Source organism: Kribbella turkmenica (assembly GCF_004348725.1).
Classification (GTDB): domain Bacteria; phylum Actinomycetota; class Actinomycetes; order Propionibacteriales; family Kribbellaceae; genus Kribbella; species Kribbella turkmenica.
Genome location: NZ_SMKR01000089.1, coordinates 14,040 through 30,876, shown reverse-complemented (window position 1 = coordinate 30,876; position 16,837 = coordinate 14,040). Strand labels below are relative to the sequence as shown.

Genomic DNA, 16,837 nt, shown 5'->3' with positions numbered 1-16,837 from the left:
GTTCTCAAGGGAGCACTGGGCGGGGCGGCGGCGCTGGGACTCGGCTCCGGGCTGGCCGCGTGCGGTGGGAGTGACAGCGGCGGCTCCACGAGCGGCGGGAAGGCCGTGGTCCGGATGTGGTCCTGGTACAACGACCAGGAGGCGCAGTTCCCGAAGCTGATCGAGAAGTTCCAGGCGGCACACAGCAACATCACGATCGAGAACAGGATCTTCGGCACCCCGGACCAGTACCTGCCCGCCCTGCAGGCGGCGGTGGCCGGCGGCGACGTCCCGGAGATCTTCGCGCCGCACACGCGGGCGCTGACCTACGGCACCGGCGGCGTCTCCGCCGACCTGAAGCAGGAGCTGGGCGACGACTTCCTCAAGGACTTCTTCGACTCCGCGAACCAGGAGTACACCCTGGACGGCAAGCAGTACGCGGTCGGCTGGATGGCGCAGACCTTCGGGCTGTTCTACAACCCGGACCTGCTCCAGCGGGCCGGGGTCGGCGAGGACCAGATCGAGACCTGGGACGACCTGATCGCGGCCGCGGCCAAGATCCGGGCCATCGGCAAGCATCCGGTCGCGCTCAGCTGCAACCCGACGACCAGTTCGCTGGACTTCTTCCTGCCGCTGATCACCCAGGTCGCCGACGACCCGACCTTCTACCTCGAGCTCGACCAGCTGAAGGACGGCGCGACGTACGAGGACCCGAAGGTGGTCGCGGCGATCGCGCTGCAGCAGAAGATCGTCAACGGCGGGGTGTTCCAGCCCGGGACGACCGGCACCAGCGGCGACCAGGCGCCGCAGCTGTTCTACACCGAGAAGGCCGCCATGCTGTTCAACGGGTCCTGGACACCGCAGGGGCTGACCCAGGACGCACCGCCGGCCTTCGTGAAGAAGTACAAGGTGATGAAGACCCCGGCCATCGCCCCCGGCAAACGGCACTGGACCGCGAACCAGGCGGGGGCCGGCTGGGCGGTCTCGGCGAACAGCAAGAACAAGGACGCGGCCCTGGAGTTCCTCCGCTTCCTGTACTCCGCCGACGAGTACTCCCCCACCATGAACGAGTCCAACTCGATGCCGGCCACCAAGAGCGCGGCGACCCGGATCGAGCTGCCGATCATGAAGCAGATGACGTCCTGGCTGCTGGACGGCGACGGCTGCCCGCACATCCCGTTCGGCCCCGGTTCGGTCGCGGCCGGCGACCCGCTCGCCAAGATCTTCGACGGCAAGGGCGAACCGGCGGCGGTGGCGAAGGAGATGCAGCAGGCCGTACTGAACGCCAAGGGCGGCTGATCGGATGGCGACGGCCCTGTCCCCGCCGGAACCGGCCACCAGGGCGCTCCCCCGCCGGACGCCGTACCGGTTCGGGTCGCCGTTGCGGAAGTCGCAGCGGGTGGCCGGCTACCTGTTCGTGCTGCCGACGTTCGCGCTCTTCCTGGCGTTCGTGCTCTGGCCGATCCTGTACACGGCGTACCTGAGCCTCACCTCGTGGGGAGGCTTCGGTACGCCGAGGTTCGTGAGCTTCGACAACTACAGCCGGATGCTGTCCGACCCGGTCGCCCGCCGGGCGCTCGTCATCACCCTGGTGCTGACCGGTGTCACCACGGTGCTGCTCACGTTCCTCGGCCTGGTCACCGCCGTTCTCGTGAACGCGGTCTGGCCGCGGGTCGGCGTCCTGGTCCGGACGATCCTGTTCGTCCCGGGCATCGTCTCGTTCGTCGTGTCCGCGGTGCTGTGGAAGCTGATCTACGACCCGAACATCGGCACGCTCAACCGGTTGCTGGGGGCAATCGGTGTCGACAGCCTGCAGCACCCGTGGCTGGCCGACCAGAAGACCGTGCTGCCGGCCGTCGTGGTGGTGACCGTCTGGGGCGGCATCGGCTTCACGATGCTGATCTTCTACGCCGGCCTGCAGGGCATCGACCCGAGCCTGTACGAGGCGGCGGCGGTCGACGGCGCCAACACCGTCCAGCAGTTCCGGCACGTCACCGTGCCGAGCTTGCGGGTGGTCACCGGGCTGGTCGTCAGTCTCGGCCTGCTCAACGGGTTCAAGGCCTTCGACGTCATCTTCGTGATGACCGGCGGCGGGCCGAACCACGCCAGCGAGGTGCTCGGCACGTACCTGTACTCCCTCGCGTTCGGCTCGACGTCCGGGTCGATCCCGCAACTCGGCTACGCGAGCGCGTTCAGCGTGGTGACGATGGTGCTCTGCACGCTGGCGGTCATCGCCCAGCTCTGGCTCACGAGGAGGGCGAACCGATGACTCGCCGGCCCTGGCTCGGGAGATCGTTCGCGACCTTCGTGCTCGCGCCGTTCTGCGTGCTGATGGCGTTCCCGTTCGTCTGGATGCTGCTGACCTCGCTGCGTGAGCAGAACACGATCTTCAACGGGCCGTTCCTGCCCCGCAGCTTCACCGGCGCCGCGTACCAGGAGGCCTGGACGTCGATCGAGTTCCCGCTGCACTTCTGGAACAGCGTCTGGATCACCTCGGTCACCGTGGCCGGCGTGCTCGTCTTCGCCACCCTGAGCGGTTACGCCTTCGCCAAGCTCGACTTCCCCTTCCGCAACACGGTGTTCGTGCTGTTGCTGACAACCCTGATGATGCCCTCGACGGCGCTGATCATCCCGCTCTACCTCGAGCTCAAGTCGCTCGGCCTGCTCGACACCCAGACCGGGCTGCTGGTGCTCTACGTCTCCGGGTCGGCGCCGTTCGCGATGTTCCTGATGCGGGCGTTCTTCCAGACCCTGCCGGACGAGCTGATCGAGGCCGCCCGGGTGGACGGCGGCAGTGAGTTCACCATCTTCCGGCGGGTGATCCTGCCGCTGACCCGGCCGGGGATCGCGACCGTGGTGATCTTCCAGTTCCTGTCCACCTGGAACGAGTTCCTGATCGCCAACACGGTCCTGCGCACCACCGACTCGCTGCCGCTGCAACCGGTGCTGTTCACGCTGATGGGCCAGTACTCCACCAACTGGCCGGCGCTCACCGCCGGTCTCACGCTGTCCGTCGTACCGGTCGTCATCGTCTACGTCCGGATGCAGCGGCAGTTCGTCGCCGGGATGATGCTCGGCGCCGTCAAGAACTAGCTGAAAGAGGTCAGATGCCGATCAAGAACGTCGTCGTCAACTGCACGGACGTGCAGCGCTCGGTCGAGTACTACACCAAGTTCCTGGAGCTCCCGGTCGTCAGCGAGCCAACGCCGGACCGGGCCGTGCTGGACGCGGTCAGCACGACGATCGAGCTGCGGGCCGTCGCCCGCGGCCGGGAACAGAGCACCTGGGTCGGCGACGACCTGCAGAAGGGTTTCCGGCACATCGGGTTCAAGGTCGACCGGCTGGACGAGCGGGCCGAGGTGCTGAAGGCGGCCGGCGTCGAGTTCACGCTCGACCCGCTCGACGCCGAGGGCGCGGTCCGGATCTGCTTCTTCTACGACCCCGACGGCACGCTGCTCGAGATGATCCAGGGCGACCTGCAGTACGCCGCCGTCCTGGACCAGGACGGGGTCGCCCGCGAGCGGGCACTCGGCGTACCGCGGCGGCCGCGGTTCGACCATGTCGCGGTGACCGTCGAGGACCGCGAGCGGACCAGCGCGTACTACGCCGAGCACCACGGCTTCTCGTTCATCGGCACGATCGAGCAGCCGCACGACCAGCGCGGTTTCAGCATCGGCTACCTCAAGGGCGGCGACACGGTGCTCGAGATCTTCACGTACGAGACCGAGAAGTCGGCCCGCGCGCCGCAGCTCGACGTGGCCGGCTTTGCCTATGCGGAGCTGGAAGGCAAGCCGCCGACCGCCTTCGGCAAGCTCGTCTCACCTGACGGCACGACCGTGTACGTCGACCCGGACGGCTTCGTCTTCGCCGTAGGCTCCGGCGCATGAATGAGGACTGGCTTCGCCCACTCGGTTCCACCGGCCTCACCGTCTCCGCCGTCTGCGCCGGCGGCAGCGGGATCGCGGGCATGCCCGCGGTCTTCGGGTACGACGTCACCCGGCGAGAGGCCATGGACCTCGTCCTGCGCGTCCTTGACAGCCCACTGACGTGGATCGACACCTCCAACGGGTACGGCGACGGTGAGAGCGAACTGCGGATCGGCCAGGCCATCAAGGAGTACGGCGGCCTGCCGGACGGCTTCCTGGTCGCGACGAAGGTGGACGCCCGCGGCAATGACTACTCGGGTGCGCGGGTCCGGGCCAGCGTCGCCGAGAGCAAGGAGCGGCTCGGCCTGGACGACCTGCCGCTGGTCTACCTGCACGACCCCGAGGCCCACGACTTCGACACGATGCGCGATGCCGTCGACACCTTGATGCAGTTGCGCGCCGACGGCGAGATCGGACACGTCGGCCTCGCCGGCGGCAACACTCGCGAGCTCGCCCGCTACCTCGGCCTCGGGGGCTTCGAGGTGCTGCTCGTGCACAACCGATGGAGCCTGGTCGACCACTCCGCCGGCGAGCTGATCCGGCGCGCGGTCGACGACGGGCTCGGCGTGGTCAACGCGGCCGTCTACGGCGGTGGCATCCTGGCCAACCCCCAGGGCGCCACGAAGTACGCCTACCGCGAGGCTCCGGCCGCCGTACTGGAGGCGGTCGCGGAGATGGACAAGGCGTGCCGGGAGTACGGCACGGACCTGGCGACCGCCGCGCTGCGGCACTCGACCGACAATCCGGACATCGCTGCGACCGTGGCCGGCATCAGCAAGCCGGCCCGCGTCGATGCCCTCCTTGCCGCGCTCGAGGCGGACCTGCCTGGCGAACTCCTTAACCGGTTAGGTAGCCTCCTTCCGGAGCAGCGGTACTGGGTCGAAGGTCAGGAGACAACGTGACGAACGGCTTCCCGCCAGGATTCACCTGGGGTGCGGCGACGGCGTCGTACCAGGTGGAGGGCGCGGTCTCGACGGACGGGCGCGGTCCGAGCATCTGGGACACGTTCGCCCACACGCCCGGCCGGATCTCGGACGGCACCACCGGCGACGTCGCCGACGACCACTACCACCGGTTCTCCGAGGACATCCGGCTGCTCGCCGACCTCGGCCTGACCGCGTACCGGTTCTCGATCGCGTGGCCGCGGATCGTCCCGGCCGGCTCCGGGGTCACCAACCCGGCGGGCCTGGCGTTCTACCGCCGGCTCGCCGAGACCTGCCTGGACAATGGCGTCACGCCGTACGCGACGCTCTACCACTGGGACCTGCCGCAGCCACTCGAGGACGCGGGCGGCTGGCTCGTGCGCGACACCGCCGAGCATTACCGCGACTACGCGGCCGTCACGCACGCGGCGTTGTCGGACGTGATCAAGCACTGGATGACGCTGAACGAGCCGTGGTGCTCGGCCTTCCTCGGCTACGGCAGCGGCGAGCACGCGCCCGGGCGGACGGAGGGCACGGACGCGCTGAAGGCGGTGCACCACCTGCTGCTCGGGCACGGACTCACGCTGGACGCGATCCGCTCCGACGAGGGCTCGTACGGCATCGCGCTGAACCCGGCGCCGATCCACGCCGCGTCGGAGTCGGCCGCCGACCGGGACGCCGCGCGCCGGATCGACGGCCTGCGGAACCGGCTCTTCCTGGAGCCGCTGCTGGCCGGCAAGTACCCCGCCGACGTGCTCGAGGACACCGGGACGACGGACTGGTTCGGCCAGTTCGAGGCGGATCTGCCGGTGATCGGTGCGCCGCTCGACTTCATCGGCGTGAACTACTACTGCCCGACGACCGTGGCCGCACCGGACGGACCGGTCTCGTCACCGGGCGGCCCGACCACACAGCCCGGCAGCGAGAACGTCGTCGCCGTCGACACCGGCCTGCCGCGCACCCAGATGGGCTGGCCGATCCAGGCCCGCGGGCTGCGCGACATCCTGGTGACGATCAACAAGCTCGCACCGGACCTGCCGTTGTACGTGACCGAGAACGGCGCGGCGTACCCGGACGAACTGACCGCGGCCGGGACCGTCGAGGACGACGAGCGACAGGCCTACTTCGAGCAGCACCTCGCGGTCTGCCGGGAACTCGTGTCCGAGGGGCTTCCGCTGAAGGGCTACTTCGCCTGGTCGCTGATGGACAACTTCGAGTGGGCGTACGGCTTCAGCCGCCGCTTCGGGATCGTGTACGTCGACTACGAGACACAGGCACGGATCGTGAAGAAGAGCGGCCGCTGGCTGCAGCAGTTCCTGACCAGCTAGCGGGTCAGGGCCCGGGTCGACTTCTGGTGTGGCGTCAGCTGGCTGTGCAGCACCATGGAGGCGGCGCCGAGGGCGGCGGCACTCGGCCCGAGCTTCGACTGCTCGACCCGGGTCGGGTGCATCGCCCGGACGAACGAGAGCCGGTTGAGCTCGGCCACGGCGACCCGGACGTAGATGTCGCCGGCCTCACTGAAGCCGGGGCCGGCCAGGATGATCTGGTCCAGGTCGAGCAGGTTGGTGATCGACAGCAGCGCCTTGGCCAGGTATGTCGCCGACTCCTCGATCAGCCGCACGCACCGGTGATCACCGGCGGCCGCCGACCGGGCGATCTTCGCGAAGTCCGAGCGGACCGCCGTCCGGCGGCCGCGCAGGGCCAGGTCGCCGGCCAGCGACGGGTCGCCCTCCGCGCGCTTGACCACCGCGGCCGGTGCCGCGAGCGCCTCCAGGCAGCCCTGGCCGCCGCACCAGCACCGCGGTCCGTTGACGTCCAGGACCATGTGGCCGATCTCGCCGACGTTCGAGGACGAGCCGCGGTAGACGTCGCCGTTGGTCACCAGGCCGAGACCGAAGCCGGTGGCCATGTACACGGTGGCGAAGTCGTTCGCGGACGGGATCCGGCCGGCCCAGAACTCCCCGATCGCGGCGCAGGTCGAGTCGTTCTCGACCACGATCGGGTGGTCGATCGCGGCGCTCAGCGTGTCCCGGACGGCGAACGGTTCCCAGGCGTACTTCGACGAGTCGGTCCGCAGCAGGCGCAGTCCTCCCCCGCCCTGCCGGCCGGCCAGCGCGACGCCGACCCCGACCAGGGTGGCCGGCTCGATGTCCGCCTTGACGATCAGGTCCTCGAGCTCGGCGGTGATCCGCCGGACCGCGGTCGCCGGGGCGTCCCGGCCGGTCCCGCGCGAGGAGAGCTGCTCGATCACCCGGCCGCTCATGTCGGTGACGACGTACGTCGTGCTGGGGGTGTCGATCGAGATGCCGACGGCGTGCCGGGCGCGCGGGTTGAACTGCAGCAGGGTGGCGCGCTTGCCGCCGGTCGGGTCGCCGAGGCCGGTCTCGACGATCAGGCCGTCGGCGAGCAACTGCTTCACCACCCGGGAGATCGACGCGCCGGTCAGCCCGGAGCGCTCGGCCAGGTCGACCCGGGTGACCGTTCCGCTGGACCGGATCAGGTCCAGGATCGCGCTGTGTGTCTCCTGCGCGGTCGCGCCCTTCAGGATCTTCCCCACGTCACCGTCCCTCCCTCGGCTTGTCCGGCACTTTAGTACACAAGTTAAGAAAGTGGGACAGTTTGACCTCAAGCAAGATTGAGGTCCTAGCGTTCGGGCTGTGAAGACGATCACGCTGCACGCGTTCGGACCGCCGGAGAACCTCCGCTTCGAGGACGCACCGGATCCGGTGCCCGAGGCGGGGCAGGTGCTGCTCCGCGTCGAGGCGGCCGGCGTCCACCTGGTCGACACGACGCTGCGCTCCGGCGCCGCAGGTGGTGGACCGATCCCCGTACCCGACCTGCCGACCACACCCGGCCGCGAGGTCGCCGGCCGGGTCGAAGCCGTCGGACCCGGGGTCGACCCGGTCTGGACCGGCACACGAGTCGTGGTGCATCTGGGCATGGTGCCAGGTGGGTACGCCGAGCTCGCGGCGGCGAGCGTCGAGTCGGTCCACGAACTTCCCGACCACGTCGACGGCGCCCAGGCCGTGGCCGCGATCGGGACCGGGCGGACGACCGCCGGAATCCTCGCGCAGGCCAAGCTGACCGCCGCCGACGTCGTACTGGTCACCGCGGCCGCCGGCGGGATCGGCAGCTACCTCGTCCAGTCCGCCCGCAACGCCGGGGCGACCGTGATCGGCCTGGCCGGCGGCGCGGAGAAGGTGCGGGTGGTCCGCGATCTCGGTGCGCACCTCGCCGTCGACTACCGCGAGCCCCACTGGCCGTCGGCGCTGACGGCCGAGCTGGGCGACCGCGCGACCACGGTCCTGCTGGACGGGGTCGGCGGCGCCAACGGTCAGCAGGCGTTCGAGCTGCTCGGCACTGGTGGACGGGTGCTGATGTTCGGCTGGTCCGGCGGCGGCCCGATCGAGCTCACCACCGAGGACCTGATCGCTCGCGGCCTCACCGCGACCTGGGCGATCGGCCCGAAGCTGATGCCGCTGCTTCGCTCCCTGGAGAGAACCGCCCTGGAGGAGACCATTTCCGGCCGCTGGCAGGCGCTCACCACGACCTTCCCGCTGTCGGAGGCCGCAGCTGCACATCGCGCCCTCGAGAACCGTGCGACCACCGGCAAGGTCGTCCTGATCCCGTGAGAGTCAGGACGTGCGAGGGTCGTGCGCGGGGCGGGGTTCGGCCTCGGCGCGGGCCGACCCGCCGTAGTCGAGGTCCGGGAAGTTGCTCGTCACCTCGATCACCCGCCCCTCGGCGGCGGACTGCTTGGCGGCGAGCATCACCTCGAGCGCGTGGAAGGCATGCTCGGGCCGGGTGACGGTCGGCGTCCCGTTCTCGATCGACTCGACGAGGTGACGCAGACCGTCGGTCCACGGCCAGTTCGGGTCGCGTTCGCCGAACAGTTCCCACGATCCGCGCTCGTTGGTCCACTGCTCGAACCCGTCCGGAGCCCAGTCGTCGCCGAGCAACTGCAGCACCCCGGTGGCGCCGTACAGCTCGATCGCCGGCGACCGGTACTTCTGCATCGTGAACCCGGTCGCGATCGATGCGAACCGCGCCTGGCCGAAGTCCAGCACGATGTGCGCGTTGTCGTCGGCCCGGACCGGCACGAGCTCACCGTTGACCTCACGCTTCGGGACGGCGGTGCCGACCATGGCCGTGACCCGGCGGACCGAGCCGAAGAACCCACACAGGCTGGTCAGGTTGTACACACCGAGGTCGAACAGCGCTCCCCCGCCGGACTCGTAGAACCAACGACCCCACCAGGGCCCGGACCAGCCGTACCGCGCCCGGGCGAGGTAGAGGTCACCGATCTCACCGTCGCGGACGCGTCGATGCATCTCCCGGTACGTCGGTGACAACACGACGTGCGGCGCGCACACCAACTGTCCCGGCGCGGACGCGGCCGCCTCGAGCAGCGAGCGGCCCTCGGCCAGCGTGGTGGACATCGGCTTCTCGACCAGCACGTGCTTGCCGGCCTCGAGAGCCGCACGGGCGAGCGAGCCGTGCTGGTTCATGCTGGTCAGCACCAGCACGATGTCGACATCGCCGCGACCGATCACATCCTGGGGCTGAGCGGCGGAGGTGTCGATCCCGAACCGGTCGGCGGCGACCGACCGTTTGCCGGGTTCGGGATCGTAGCCGGCGGTCAGCCGCACCCGGCCTTCCTGCTCAAGCTTGCCGATCAGAGCGGCGTAGGGGCCGCTGAACACACTTCCGAGTCCGAGCACGCCGAGAGACAGAGTCATCGCCGGGGGTTCCTTCCTGGGAGGGCGGAATGCGGGGTCAGGAGAGACGGACCGTCAACCGGCTGCCGGGCGCGCCGGCCGGCCATCTGAGCAGCCAGCCCTGGTCGGTCCGGCTCACGCCGGCATCGCCGTCAGCAGACACGTTCCGGGTGGTTTCGATGAGCGCACTGCCCGACCCGGCGGCACGTCGCAGCAGGAGGGTCGAACCGTCACCGGGCCCGTCCAGCTCGGCGGTGGACCAGCACAGCACCGCGTCGTCGAGCCGCACCCGGACCGGGAGCATCAGCCCCTCCCGCGCACCGAGGCTCAGCTCGAGCGTCATGCCGTCCGTGGTCAGCGTGAAGACCTGCGCGACCGGCGCGACGTTGATCAGGTGCAGCAGTCGCTGACCGGCCGCATCGGCGGTGCTGGTGCTCACCAGCCCCGGTGTGTTGCCCTCGGCAATGATCCGCCGGCGGACCGCCAGCCGCTCCAGCAGCACACGCCAGAAGTCCAGGTGGCACGGGTAGTCGCAGGCGACCACGACAGCCCGCCCACCGCCGGGCACCGTAACCTCGACGGCGACCGGTGAGCCGTCGGCGATGTCGACAGCGAGCGGCTTCCCTGCACCCGTCAGGCGTTCGAGCATGCCGACCCTGACCTCCGGCTGGCCCCCCGCCCAGGCCGTCGCGCGGACCGAAGGAAACAGCTGGGGCGTGCCCTCGACGAGCCCCGCGGATCGCACACCGAGCGCATCGGCGAGCACCGTGTACGGCGATCCGTCGTCGTCGGCCACCGGCAGCCGGCCGTGGAGCAGCAGACGCCCACCCGCGCGAACGAAAGCAGCCAGCCGATCCTGCACGGATCGGCCGAGGACCGGCGGTGTCGCCAGCGCGACGGCCGGCCCGGCCGGATCCAGCTCGGCCGACGACAGGTCCACCGCACCGAAGGAGTAGCCGCCCAGCAGCATCGCCCGGACGAGAATGTCCCGCGGCCCCATCCCGCGATACCGCTCCAGCTCGGCCACCTGACTCCGGCGAGCGGCCGAGTCGGGGTGGTGGTACTCGGTCAGGTAGTGGTCCGGCACGTAGCCGAGAACGACGCCGTCGTACTCCTCGTCCATGCCGGCCAGAAGGTGCTCGGCGCCACGGACCGCCCGGACCGCACTCACCGTCCCGGGATACGTCGAGCTCAGCCGGCCCTCGGGATCGACCGGTGCCGCGAACCCGTGCCGCTCGCCGGTGAACGCGATCCGGTCGTTGCCGTCGCCGACCGGCTCGTCCAGCGGCGGGTTGTGGCCGCCGGCGAACAGGTAGTAGTTGACCAATCGGTTGCCTTGGGCAACACACAGCCGGGTCTTCAGCTCGGCGGTCTCCGGACTGGTCAGCCAGCTCAGGTCCTCGCCGTAGTCGCCGGTGCCGGCCTCGAACTCCAGCGAGGTGACCGGCTGGTCGGCGTCGTGCACGGCAGCCATGAACGCGTTCATCAGGTACAGGTCGGGCACGTTCTCGACCGTCAGGTCACGGATGTAGTGGTCGGACCCGGAGGTCGTCTGCGGCACGCCGGCGTACGCCTTGGACAGTTGGCTGATGCCGACCGGGAACGTGCGGCCGCGGCCGGCGTCGGTCCCGTGCAGGTTGATCAGGAACGGTACGCCGTCGACGCCATGCTGCATGGCGACGTCGCGAAGGCGCATCAGGTACCGCGCGTAGCGGTCGCGGTGGTGCGCACCGATGTCGTGGTGCAGCGCGAGCTGCTGCTGTTCGCTGCCGCCGTCCGTCCCGCCGGCGCGCCATCGCGAGGCCCAACGCTCGGTGTCGCCCGGGTCGGCGCCGTACCGCTCGATGCTGCCGGCACGACCCCACGTCCGTTCGGCCCAGGCGGCGAGGTCGGCGAGGGTCCGGTCGGTCAGCTCCGGCGTGTTCGTGACCCACGAGAGCATGCCGACCTCGTTGTCCAACTGCACCGCGGCGACCGGTCCGCCCACCGTGACCAGGCGTTCCGCGAGGACCGGCATGACCTCGGCGTACCACCGCTCGGCGTCGGCGAGGTACCCGGGCTCGAGGTAGTCCAGCGTCGCGGACGCGGCCGGCTCGCCGTCCCATCCCAGCGGCACGGCGTCCGGGTGGTCGCGGTAGATCCGGAACGGCACGCCCTCGTTCTTCAGCTCGGCCATCACGAACGGGCCGGGCCGGGCGATCACCAGCAGGCCCCGCTCGGCCGCCAGGTCGAGGAACCCGACCAGGTCGCGGTACTCGCTGGTGCCGCCGGTGAGGTCGGTCTTGCCGTCGGCCGTCTCGTGCACGATCCACGGCATGTAGCTGGCCACCACGTCGCAGCCGGCTGCGGCCAGCTTGTCGAGCCGGTCGCCCCAGTCCTCACGGTGCAGCCGGAAGTAGTGCACCTCGCCGGCCATCAAGATCCTCGGTACGCCGTCCACCAGCAGCCGGCGCCGTTCCAGTCGTATCGATCGGGGCTTCGCGGGTGTCGCCACAGTCACGTCCTCGCCGGTCTCGTCAGTTCCGGGCCGCCGCGCCGGAAGGTGTTGCCCTGTCGGCGCGGTCGTGGTTATGGTCGTGAAACCGGTCTCATGAAACCGGTTTCAGTCAACATATCGGGAGTTCAGCCGATGGGCAACAGCCGTGTGAACGTCCGCCGGGTCGCCGAGATGGCCGGTGTCTCGCCGGCGACCGTCTCACGCGTCACGCGCGGCACGGTTCCGGTCTCCCCCGAGCTCCGCGAGCGGGTACTCCGGGTGATCGAGGAGCACGGCTACAAGCCCAGCCACTTCGGCCGCGCGCTGGCCGAGCAGCGGCACGGCGCTCTCGGGCTGGTGTTCCCGGGCCTGTCCGGACCGTACTTCTCCGAGCTGATCCAGGGTTTCGAGGCCGAGGCGCTCGAGACCGGCGACAGCGTGCTGGTGCTGGCCTCGCACTCCCGCGCCGACACCGACGCCACGGTGATCGACCTGGCCGACCGCGTGGACGGGATGGCGATCCACGGCGGGACGGTGTCGACCGAGGCGATCGCGAAGGTCGCCGACCAGATCCGCGTGGTGGTGATGGCGAGCGAGTCCGGGCCGGCGCAGGCGTCGGTCAGTGTCGCCAACGACTCGATGAAGGCACTGACGCGGCACCTGCTGGTCGACCATGGCTACCGCAAACTGGCCTTCGTCGGTACGCCGGACGGCTCCCCCGACGTGACCACTCGCTGGCAGGCGTTCCTGGCCGCGCACAAGGCGGCCCGCCGCAAGCCCCCGGCTGAGCCGGTCCGGGTCGGGCTCCAGCAGTCCGACGGCGCGATCGCGGCGGAGCGACTGCTGGACGGCGACGACCGGCCGGACGCCGTGGTCTGCGCGAACGACGAGACTGCCCTCGGCCTGATGCTGAGCGCACTCGGCCGCGGACTGCGTGTCCCGCAGGACGTCGCGATCACCGGCTTCGACGACATGCCCATGGCCGCGCTCGCGCGGCCTGCACTCACCACCATCCGGCAGCCGATCCGCGAGCTGGCCGCCACCACGGCCCGCCTGCTCGCCGACCCGCTCGGCCAGCCGGCCGGCGACATCGTCCTGCCGACCGAGCTGGTCCTGCGCGGCTCGTGCGGATGTGGGGGTGCACCCTGACCCTGCCGCACTGAGGGGATCGCTACGGGGACCGCAAGGGGGGATACCGCCGACGTCCGGCCGCGGGCCGGACACATCCTGAGGAGGATTCCCGATGACGAGACGACCACGGCCCAGGACAGTGACAGCCGTAGTGGCGAGTGTGGCGCTGCTGCTCGCCGGATGCACCGGCACCGAGGGTGCCCAGAAGTCGTCCGGCAGCGACAGCGGGATGATCGACTTCCTCAACTACGGCGACTTCGGCGGCGGCACCACGCCGAAGCCCAACTACAACCCGTACCTCGACGCCACGAAGCTCAGCGCGGCCGACTACATCTACGAGAGCCTGATGTACGTCGAGACCTACAGCTGCAAGGCGTTGCCGTGGCTGGCGACGTCGTACGAGTGGTCCGACCCGAAGACGCTCGTCTACCAGATCCGTCCCGGCGTGAAGTGGAACGACGGCAAGCCGTTCACCGCCGCCGACGTCGAGTTCACCTTCGCCATGCTGAAGAAGTTCGACGTCCTGGACACCCAGGGCGTGTGGGCGTCGCTGGCGTCGGTCGAGGCGACCGGCGCGGACAGGGTGACGTTCACCTTCAAGCAGCCCGGTGCCTCGGTGTTCACCCAGGTGAGCGGCGTGAAGATCGTCCCGCAGCACGTCTGGTCGAAGGTCGCCGACCCGACCACGTTCGTGAACGCGACCGCGCCGGTGGGCACCGGCCCGATGAAGCTCAAGGCGTTCAACCCGCGCCAGCTCGTGGTCGAGCGGAACCCGGACTACTGGCAGGCCGACAAGATCAAGGTCAACGAGATCCGGTTCAACAAGGCCGACGCCGGCGGGCAGGTCGAGCAGCTCAAGCTGAGCCGCGGCGAGTACGACACCAACGGTATGTTCGTCCAGGACATCAAGAAGGCGTACGTCGACCGCGACCCCGAGCACCACCACTACTGGTACGCGCCGGGCGGCGTGATCAGCGTCTACATGAACCTGACCAAGGCGCCGTTCGACGACGTCGCGTTCCGCAAGGCGCTCACCACGGCGTTCGACGACCAGCAGGTGATCGACAAGGCCCAGCTCGGGTACGTGACCGAGGCCAGCCAGAGCGGTCTGGTGGTCCCGGGCCAGAAGGACTGGCTGCCGGCGGGCATCGCCGACGAGGGCCGGATAGGGTACGACGCCGCCGCGGCCGACAAGGCGCTCACCGACGCCGGGTACACCAAGGACGGCCAGGGTCGCCGGCTCGGCAAGGACGGCAAACCGATCTCGTTCGCCTTCAAGGTGCCCGGCTCGTACGTCGACTGGGTGGCCGCGGCCGACATCCTGATCAAGAACCTGAAGGCGCTCGGCTTCGACGTCGAGAAGGAGACACCGACGCCGGACGCGCACAACCAGGACCGGGCCACCGGCAACTACGACATGATGTTCGGCGTCCACGGCGGCGGCTGTAACATGTACGCCAACTTCGCCGACCCGCTGAGCAGCGCCCGGACCGCCCCGATCGGCAAGAAGGCGGCCAGCAACGAGATCCGCTGGCAGGACCCGAGGACCGACGAGCTGGTCCGCACGCTGCAGGTCTCGCCGGACGAGAAGGCGCAGAAGGAGGCCGTCGCCGGTCTCGTCGACGTGATGATGAACCAGGTCCCGATGATCCCGATCTGGTACGGCGCCAAGTGGTTCCAGTACGACACGACCAAGGCCGAGGGCTGGCCGAACGAGCAGGACCCGTACGCCGACGGCGCGAACGGACTGGTCGTGCTGACCCACCTCGTCCCGGCCGGGGGCTGACCGATGCTGTACTTCGTCCGCCGGGCCGGCTTCTTCGTCGCCACGCTGTGGGCGGCGGTGACGCTCAACTTCCTGATCCCGCGGATCCAGCCGGGTGATCCCGCGCAGGCGCTGCTTGCCCGGCTGCAGGGCAACACCCAGGCGGTCAACCCGGTTCAGCTCGAGGCCGTCCGCAAGATGCTCGGCACGCAGGACGGTAACCTGTTGGCGCAGTACTGGGACTACCTGGGCGCGATCTGCACCGGCCAGTTCGGTGTCTCGTACTCGTACTACCCGTACACGGTGACCGAGATGATCGGCACCGCGCTGCCGTGGACGCTGATCCTGGTCGGCGTCACCCAGCTCGTGTCGTTCGCGGTCGGCACGCTGCTCGGCGCGTGGGCGGCGTACCGGCGCAACTCGCGGGTCGACTCGGTCATCACCCTCGGGTCGACCTTCGTCGGCACGCTGCCGTTCTTCTGGATCGCGCTGCTGCTGATCTTCGTGTTCGCGATCACGCTGAACTGGTTCCCCGAGGGCGGCGGGTACGGCGGCGGCAGCAGCCCGGGCTGGTCGTGGCTGTTCTTCTCCGACGCGTTCCAGCACAGCGTGCTGCCGGCGGTGGCGCTGCTGATCACCGGACCGATCGGCTGGATCATCGGCATGCGCAACAACATGGTCCAGACGCTCGGCGAGGACTACGCCCGGCTGGCCCGCGCGAGAGGGTTGCCGCGGCGGCGGATCGCCCTCACCTACGGCGCGCGGATCGCGATCCTGCCGAACGTCACCGGGTTCGCGATCGCGCTCGGCGGACTGCTCGGCGGCACTGTGCTGGTCGAGACCATCTTCAACTACCCCGGTCTCGGCCGGCTGCTGCTGGAGGCCGTGTCGAACAAGGACTACCCGCTGATGCAGGCGCTGTTCCTGTTCACCACGATCGGCGTCCTGATCGCCAACTTCCTCGCCGACGTCACGTACGGATTCCTCGATCCCCGGGTACGAAGGGCGGAGGCAGTATGACGAGCATCGACACCGAAGGGGTCCGGGTCACCGCGCTGGCCGCCGGGCGGGTGAGCAGGCTGCCCGGGTGGTTCGTCATCCTCTGGCGCAACCGCAAGTGCCGCATCGGCCTGGTCATGCTCGCCGCGTTCGTCGCGGTGGCTGTGCTGGCCCCGGTGGTCGCGCCATACGGACCGCGGGTCGACGAGTTCGCGGCGTCCACCGGCCCGTCCGGCGCGCACTGGCTGGGGACCACCGCGCGAGGTGAGGACGTGTTCTCCCAACTCGTGTATGGCGCTCGCACGTCGCTCGTGGTGGGCCTGGTGGCCGGCCTGCTGACGACCGTGATCGCGGTGGCTGTCGGCCTGACCGCGGGCTACCTGCAGGGCGTGGTCGACGAGGTGCTGTCGTTCTTCATCAACCTGGGACTGGTGATCCCGGTGCTGCCGCTGATGATCGTCCTCGCCGGCTACGCGCCGGTGAAGGGACTCGGGCTGATCATCATCGTGATCACGGTGACCGGCTGGGCGTTCGGCGCCCGGATCAAGCGCGCGCAGATCATCACCCTGCGGACCCGGGACTACATCACCGCGGCGAAGTTCGCCGGCGACAGCACGGCCCGGATCATCGCGTTCGAGATCGTGCCGAACATGATCTCGCTGATCGTCGTCGGCTTCATGGGCTCCGCGCTCGGCGCGATCGGCGCGGAGGCGGGGCTGGCGTTCCTCGGCCTCGGCGACCCGCAGACCACCAGCTGGGGCACGATGCTCAACCAGGCCAGTCTCGGTGGTGCGCTGACCACCGGCCAGTGGGCCTGGCTGGTCGCGCCCGGGCTCGTGCTGGCCCTGCTGATCACCTCGTTCACGCTGATCAACTTCGGCATCGACGCCCTGAGCAACCCGCATCTGAGGGAGGACTGA

The 16,837-nt window shown here is 69.7% G+C and carries 14 protein-coding genes; 11 read left to right on the top strand and 3 right to left on the bottom strand.

From position 1 onward, the window contains the following. The 6 genes from E1218_RS20610 to E1218_RS20585 form a co-directional block, all read left to right on the top strand. Positions 1 to 1,278: ABC transporter substrate-binding protein (locus E1218_RS20610; protein WP_132322566.1), on the top strand; the 1,278-nt coding region annotated here is incomplete at its 5' end. A 4-nt stretch (positions 1,279 to 1,282) separates the two neighbouring features. Then, positions 1,283 to 2,248, top strand: a complete 966-nt coding sequence (locus E1218_RS20605) for a carbohydrate ABC transporter permease (protein WP_132322564.1) — start codon at positions 1,283 to 1,285, stop codon at positions 2,246 to 2,248. Then, a complete protein-coding gene (locus E1218_RS20600) occupies positions 2,245 to 3,072 on the top strand; it encodes a carbohydrate ABC transporter permease (protein ID WP_132322562.1) in 828 nt (275 codons plus the stop codon). Before E1218_RS20605 ends, E1218_RS20600 begins: the two co-directional genes overlap by 4 nt. Positions 3,073 to 3,086: 14 nt before the next feature. After that, positions 3,087 to 3,866 (top strand): VOC family protein, encoded by a 780-nt coding sequence (locus E1218_RS20595; protein ID WP_132322560.1) that lies wholly within the window; start codon positions 3,087 to 3,089, stop codon positions 3,864 to 3,866. After that, positions 3,863 to 4,807: an aldo/keto reductase gene (locus E1218_RS20590; RefSeq protein WP_132322558.1), complete on the top strand. Its 945-nt coding sequence runs from the start codon at positions 3,863 to 3,865 to the stop codon at positions 4,805 to 4,807. The genes E1218_RS20595 and E1218_RS20590 overlap by 4 nt, the downstream gene beginning before the upstream one ends. Further along, entirely contained in the window at positions 4,804 to 6,156 is a 1,353-nt protein-coding gene (locus E1218_RS20585; protein WP_132322556.1) for a GH1 family beta-glucosidase, read from the top strand. The genes E1218_RS20590 and E1218_RS20585 overlap by 4 nt, the downstream gene beginning before the upstream one ends. Here the strand turns inward: E1218_RS20585 and E1218_RS20580 are convergent. After that, on the bottom strand, positions 6,153 to 7,385 hold the full coding sequence (locus tag E1218_RS20580) for an ROK family transcriptional regulator (RefSeq protein ID WP_132322554.1): 1,233 nt from the start codon (positions 7,383 to 7,385) through the stop codon (positions 6,153 to 6,155). The genes E1218_RS20585 and E1218_RS20580 overlap by 4 nt on opposite strands. A gap of 100 nt (positions 7,386 to 7,485) precedes the next feature. Between E1218_RS20580 and E1218_RS20575 the strand changes: the two genes are divergently transcribed. Continuing rightward, entirely contained in the window at positions 7,486 to 8,460 is a 975-nt protein-coding gene (locus E1218_RS20575; RefSeq protein WP_132322552.1) for a zinc-binding dehydrogenase, read from the top strand. A gap of 3 nt (positions 8,461 to 8,463) precedes the next feature. Here E1218_RS20575 and E1218_RS20570 read toward each other — a convergent pair whose 3' ends face one another. Together E1218_RS20570 and E1218_RS20565 are read right to left on the bottom strand one after the other, a co-directional pair. After that, positions 8,464 to 9,567, bottom strand: coding sequence for a Gfo/Idh/MocA family protein (locus E1218_RS20570; RefSeq protein WP_132322550.1), 1,104 nt, complete (start codon positions 9,565 to 9,567; stop codon positions 8,464 to 8,466). Between the two features lie 37 nt (positions 9,568 to 9,604). Continuing rightward, positions 9,605 to 12,040 (bottom strand): beta-galactosidase, encoded by a 2,436-nt coding sequence (locus E1218_RS20565; RefSeq protein ID WP_233712348.1) that lies wholly within the window; start codon positions 12,038 to 12,040, stop codon positions 9,605 to 9,607. A 135-nt stretch (positions 12,041 to 12,175) separates the two neighbouring features. On the opposite strand from E1218_RS20565, the gene E1218_RS20560 reads away from it, so the two are divergent. The 4 genes from E1218_RS20560 (at position 12,176) to E1218_RS20545 (ending at position 16,837) form a co-directional block, all read left to right on the top strand. Further along, positions 12,176 to 13,171: a LacI family DNA-binding transcriptional regulator gene (locus tag E1218_RS20560; protein WP_132322548.1), complete on the top strand. Its 996-nt coding sequence runs from the start codon at positions 12,176 to 12,178 to the stop codon at positions 13,169 to 13,171. A 94-nt stretch (positions 13,172 to 13,265) separates the two neighbouring features. Further along, positions 13,266 to 14,939 (top strand): ABC transporter substrate-binding protein, encoded by a 1,674-nt coding sequence (locus tag E1218_RS20555; RefSeq protein ID WP_132322546.1) that lies wholly within the window; start codon positions 13,266 to 13,268, stop codon positions 14,937 to 14,939. A gap of 3 nt (positions 14,940 to 14,942) precedes the next feature. Then, the gene (locus E1218_RS20550; RefSeq protein WP_132322544.1) at positions 14,943 to 15,938 is read left to right on the top strand and encodes an ABC transporter permease; all 996 of its coding nucleotides are present in this window, start codon (positions 14,943 to 14,945) and stop codon (positions 15,936 to 15,938) included. Next, entirely contained in the window at positions 15,935 to 16,837 is a 903-nt protein-coding gene (locus tag E1218_RS20545; protein WP_132322542.1) for an ABC transporter permease, read from the top strand. Before E1218_RS20550 ends, E1218_RS20545 begins: the two co-directional genes overlap by 4 nt.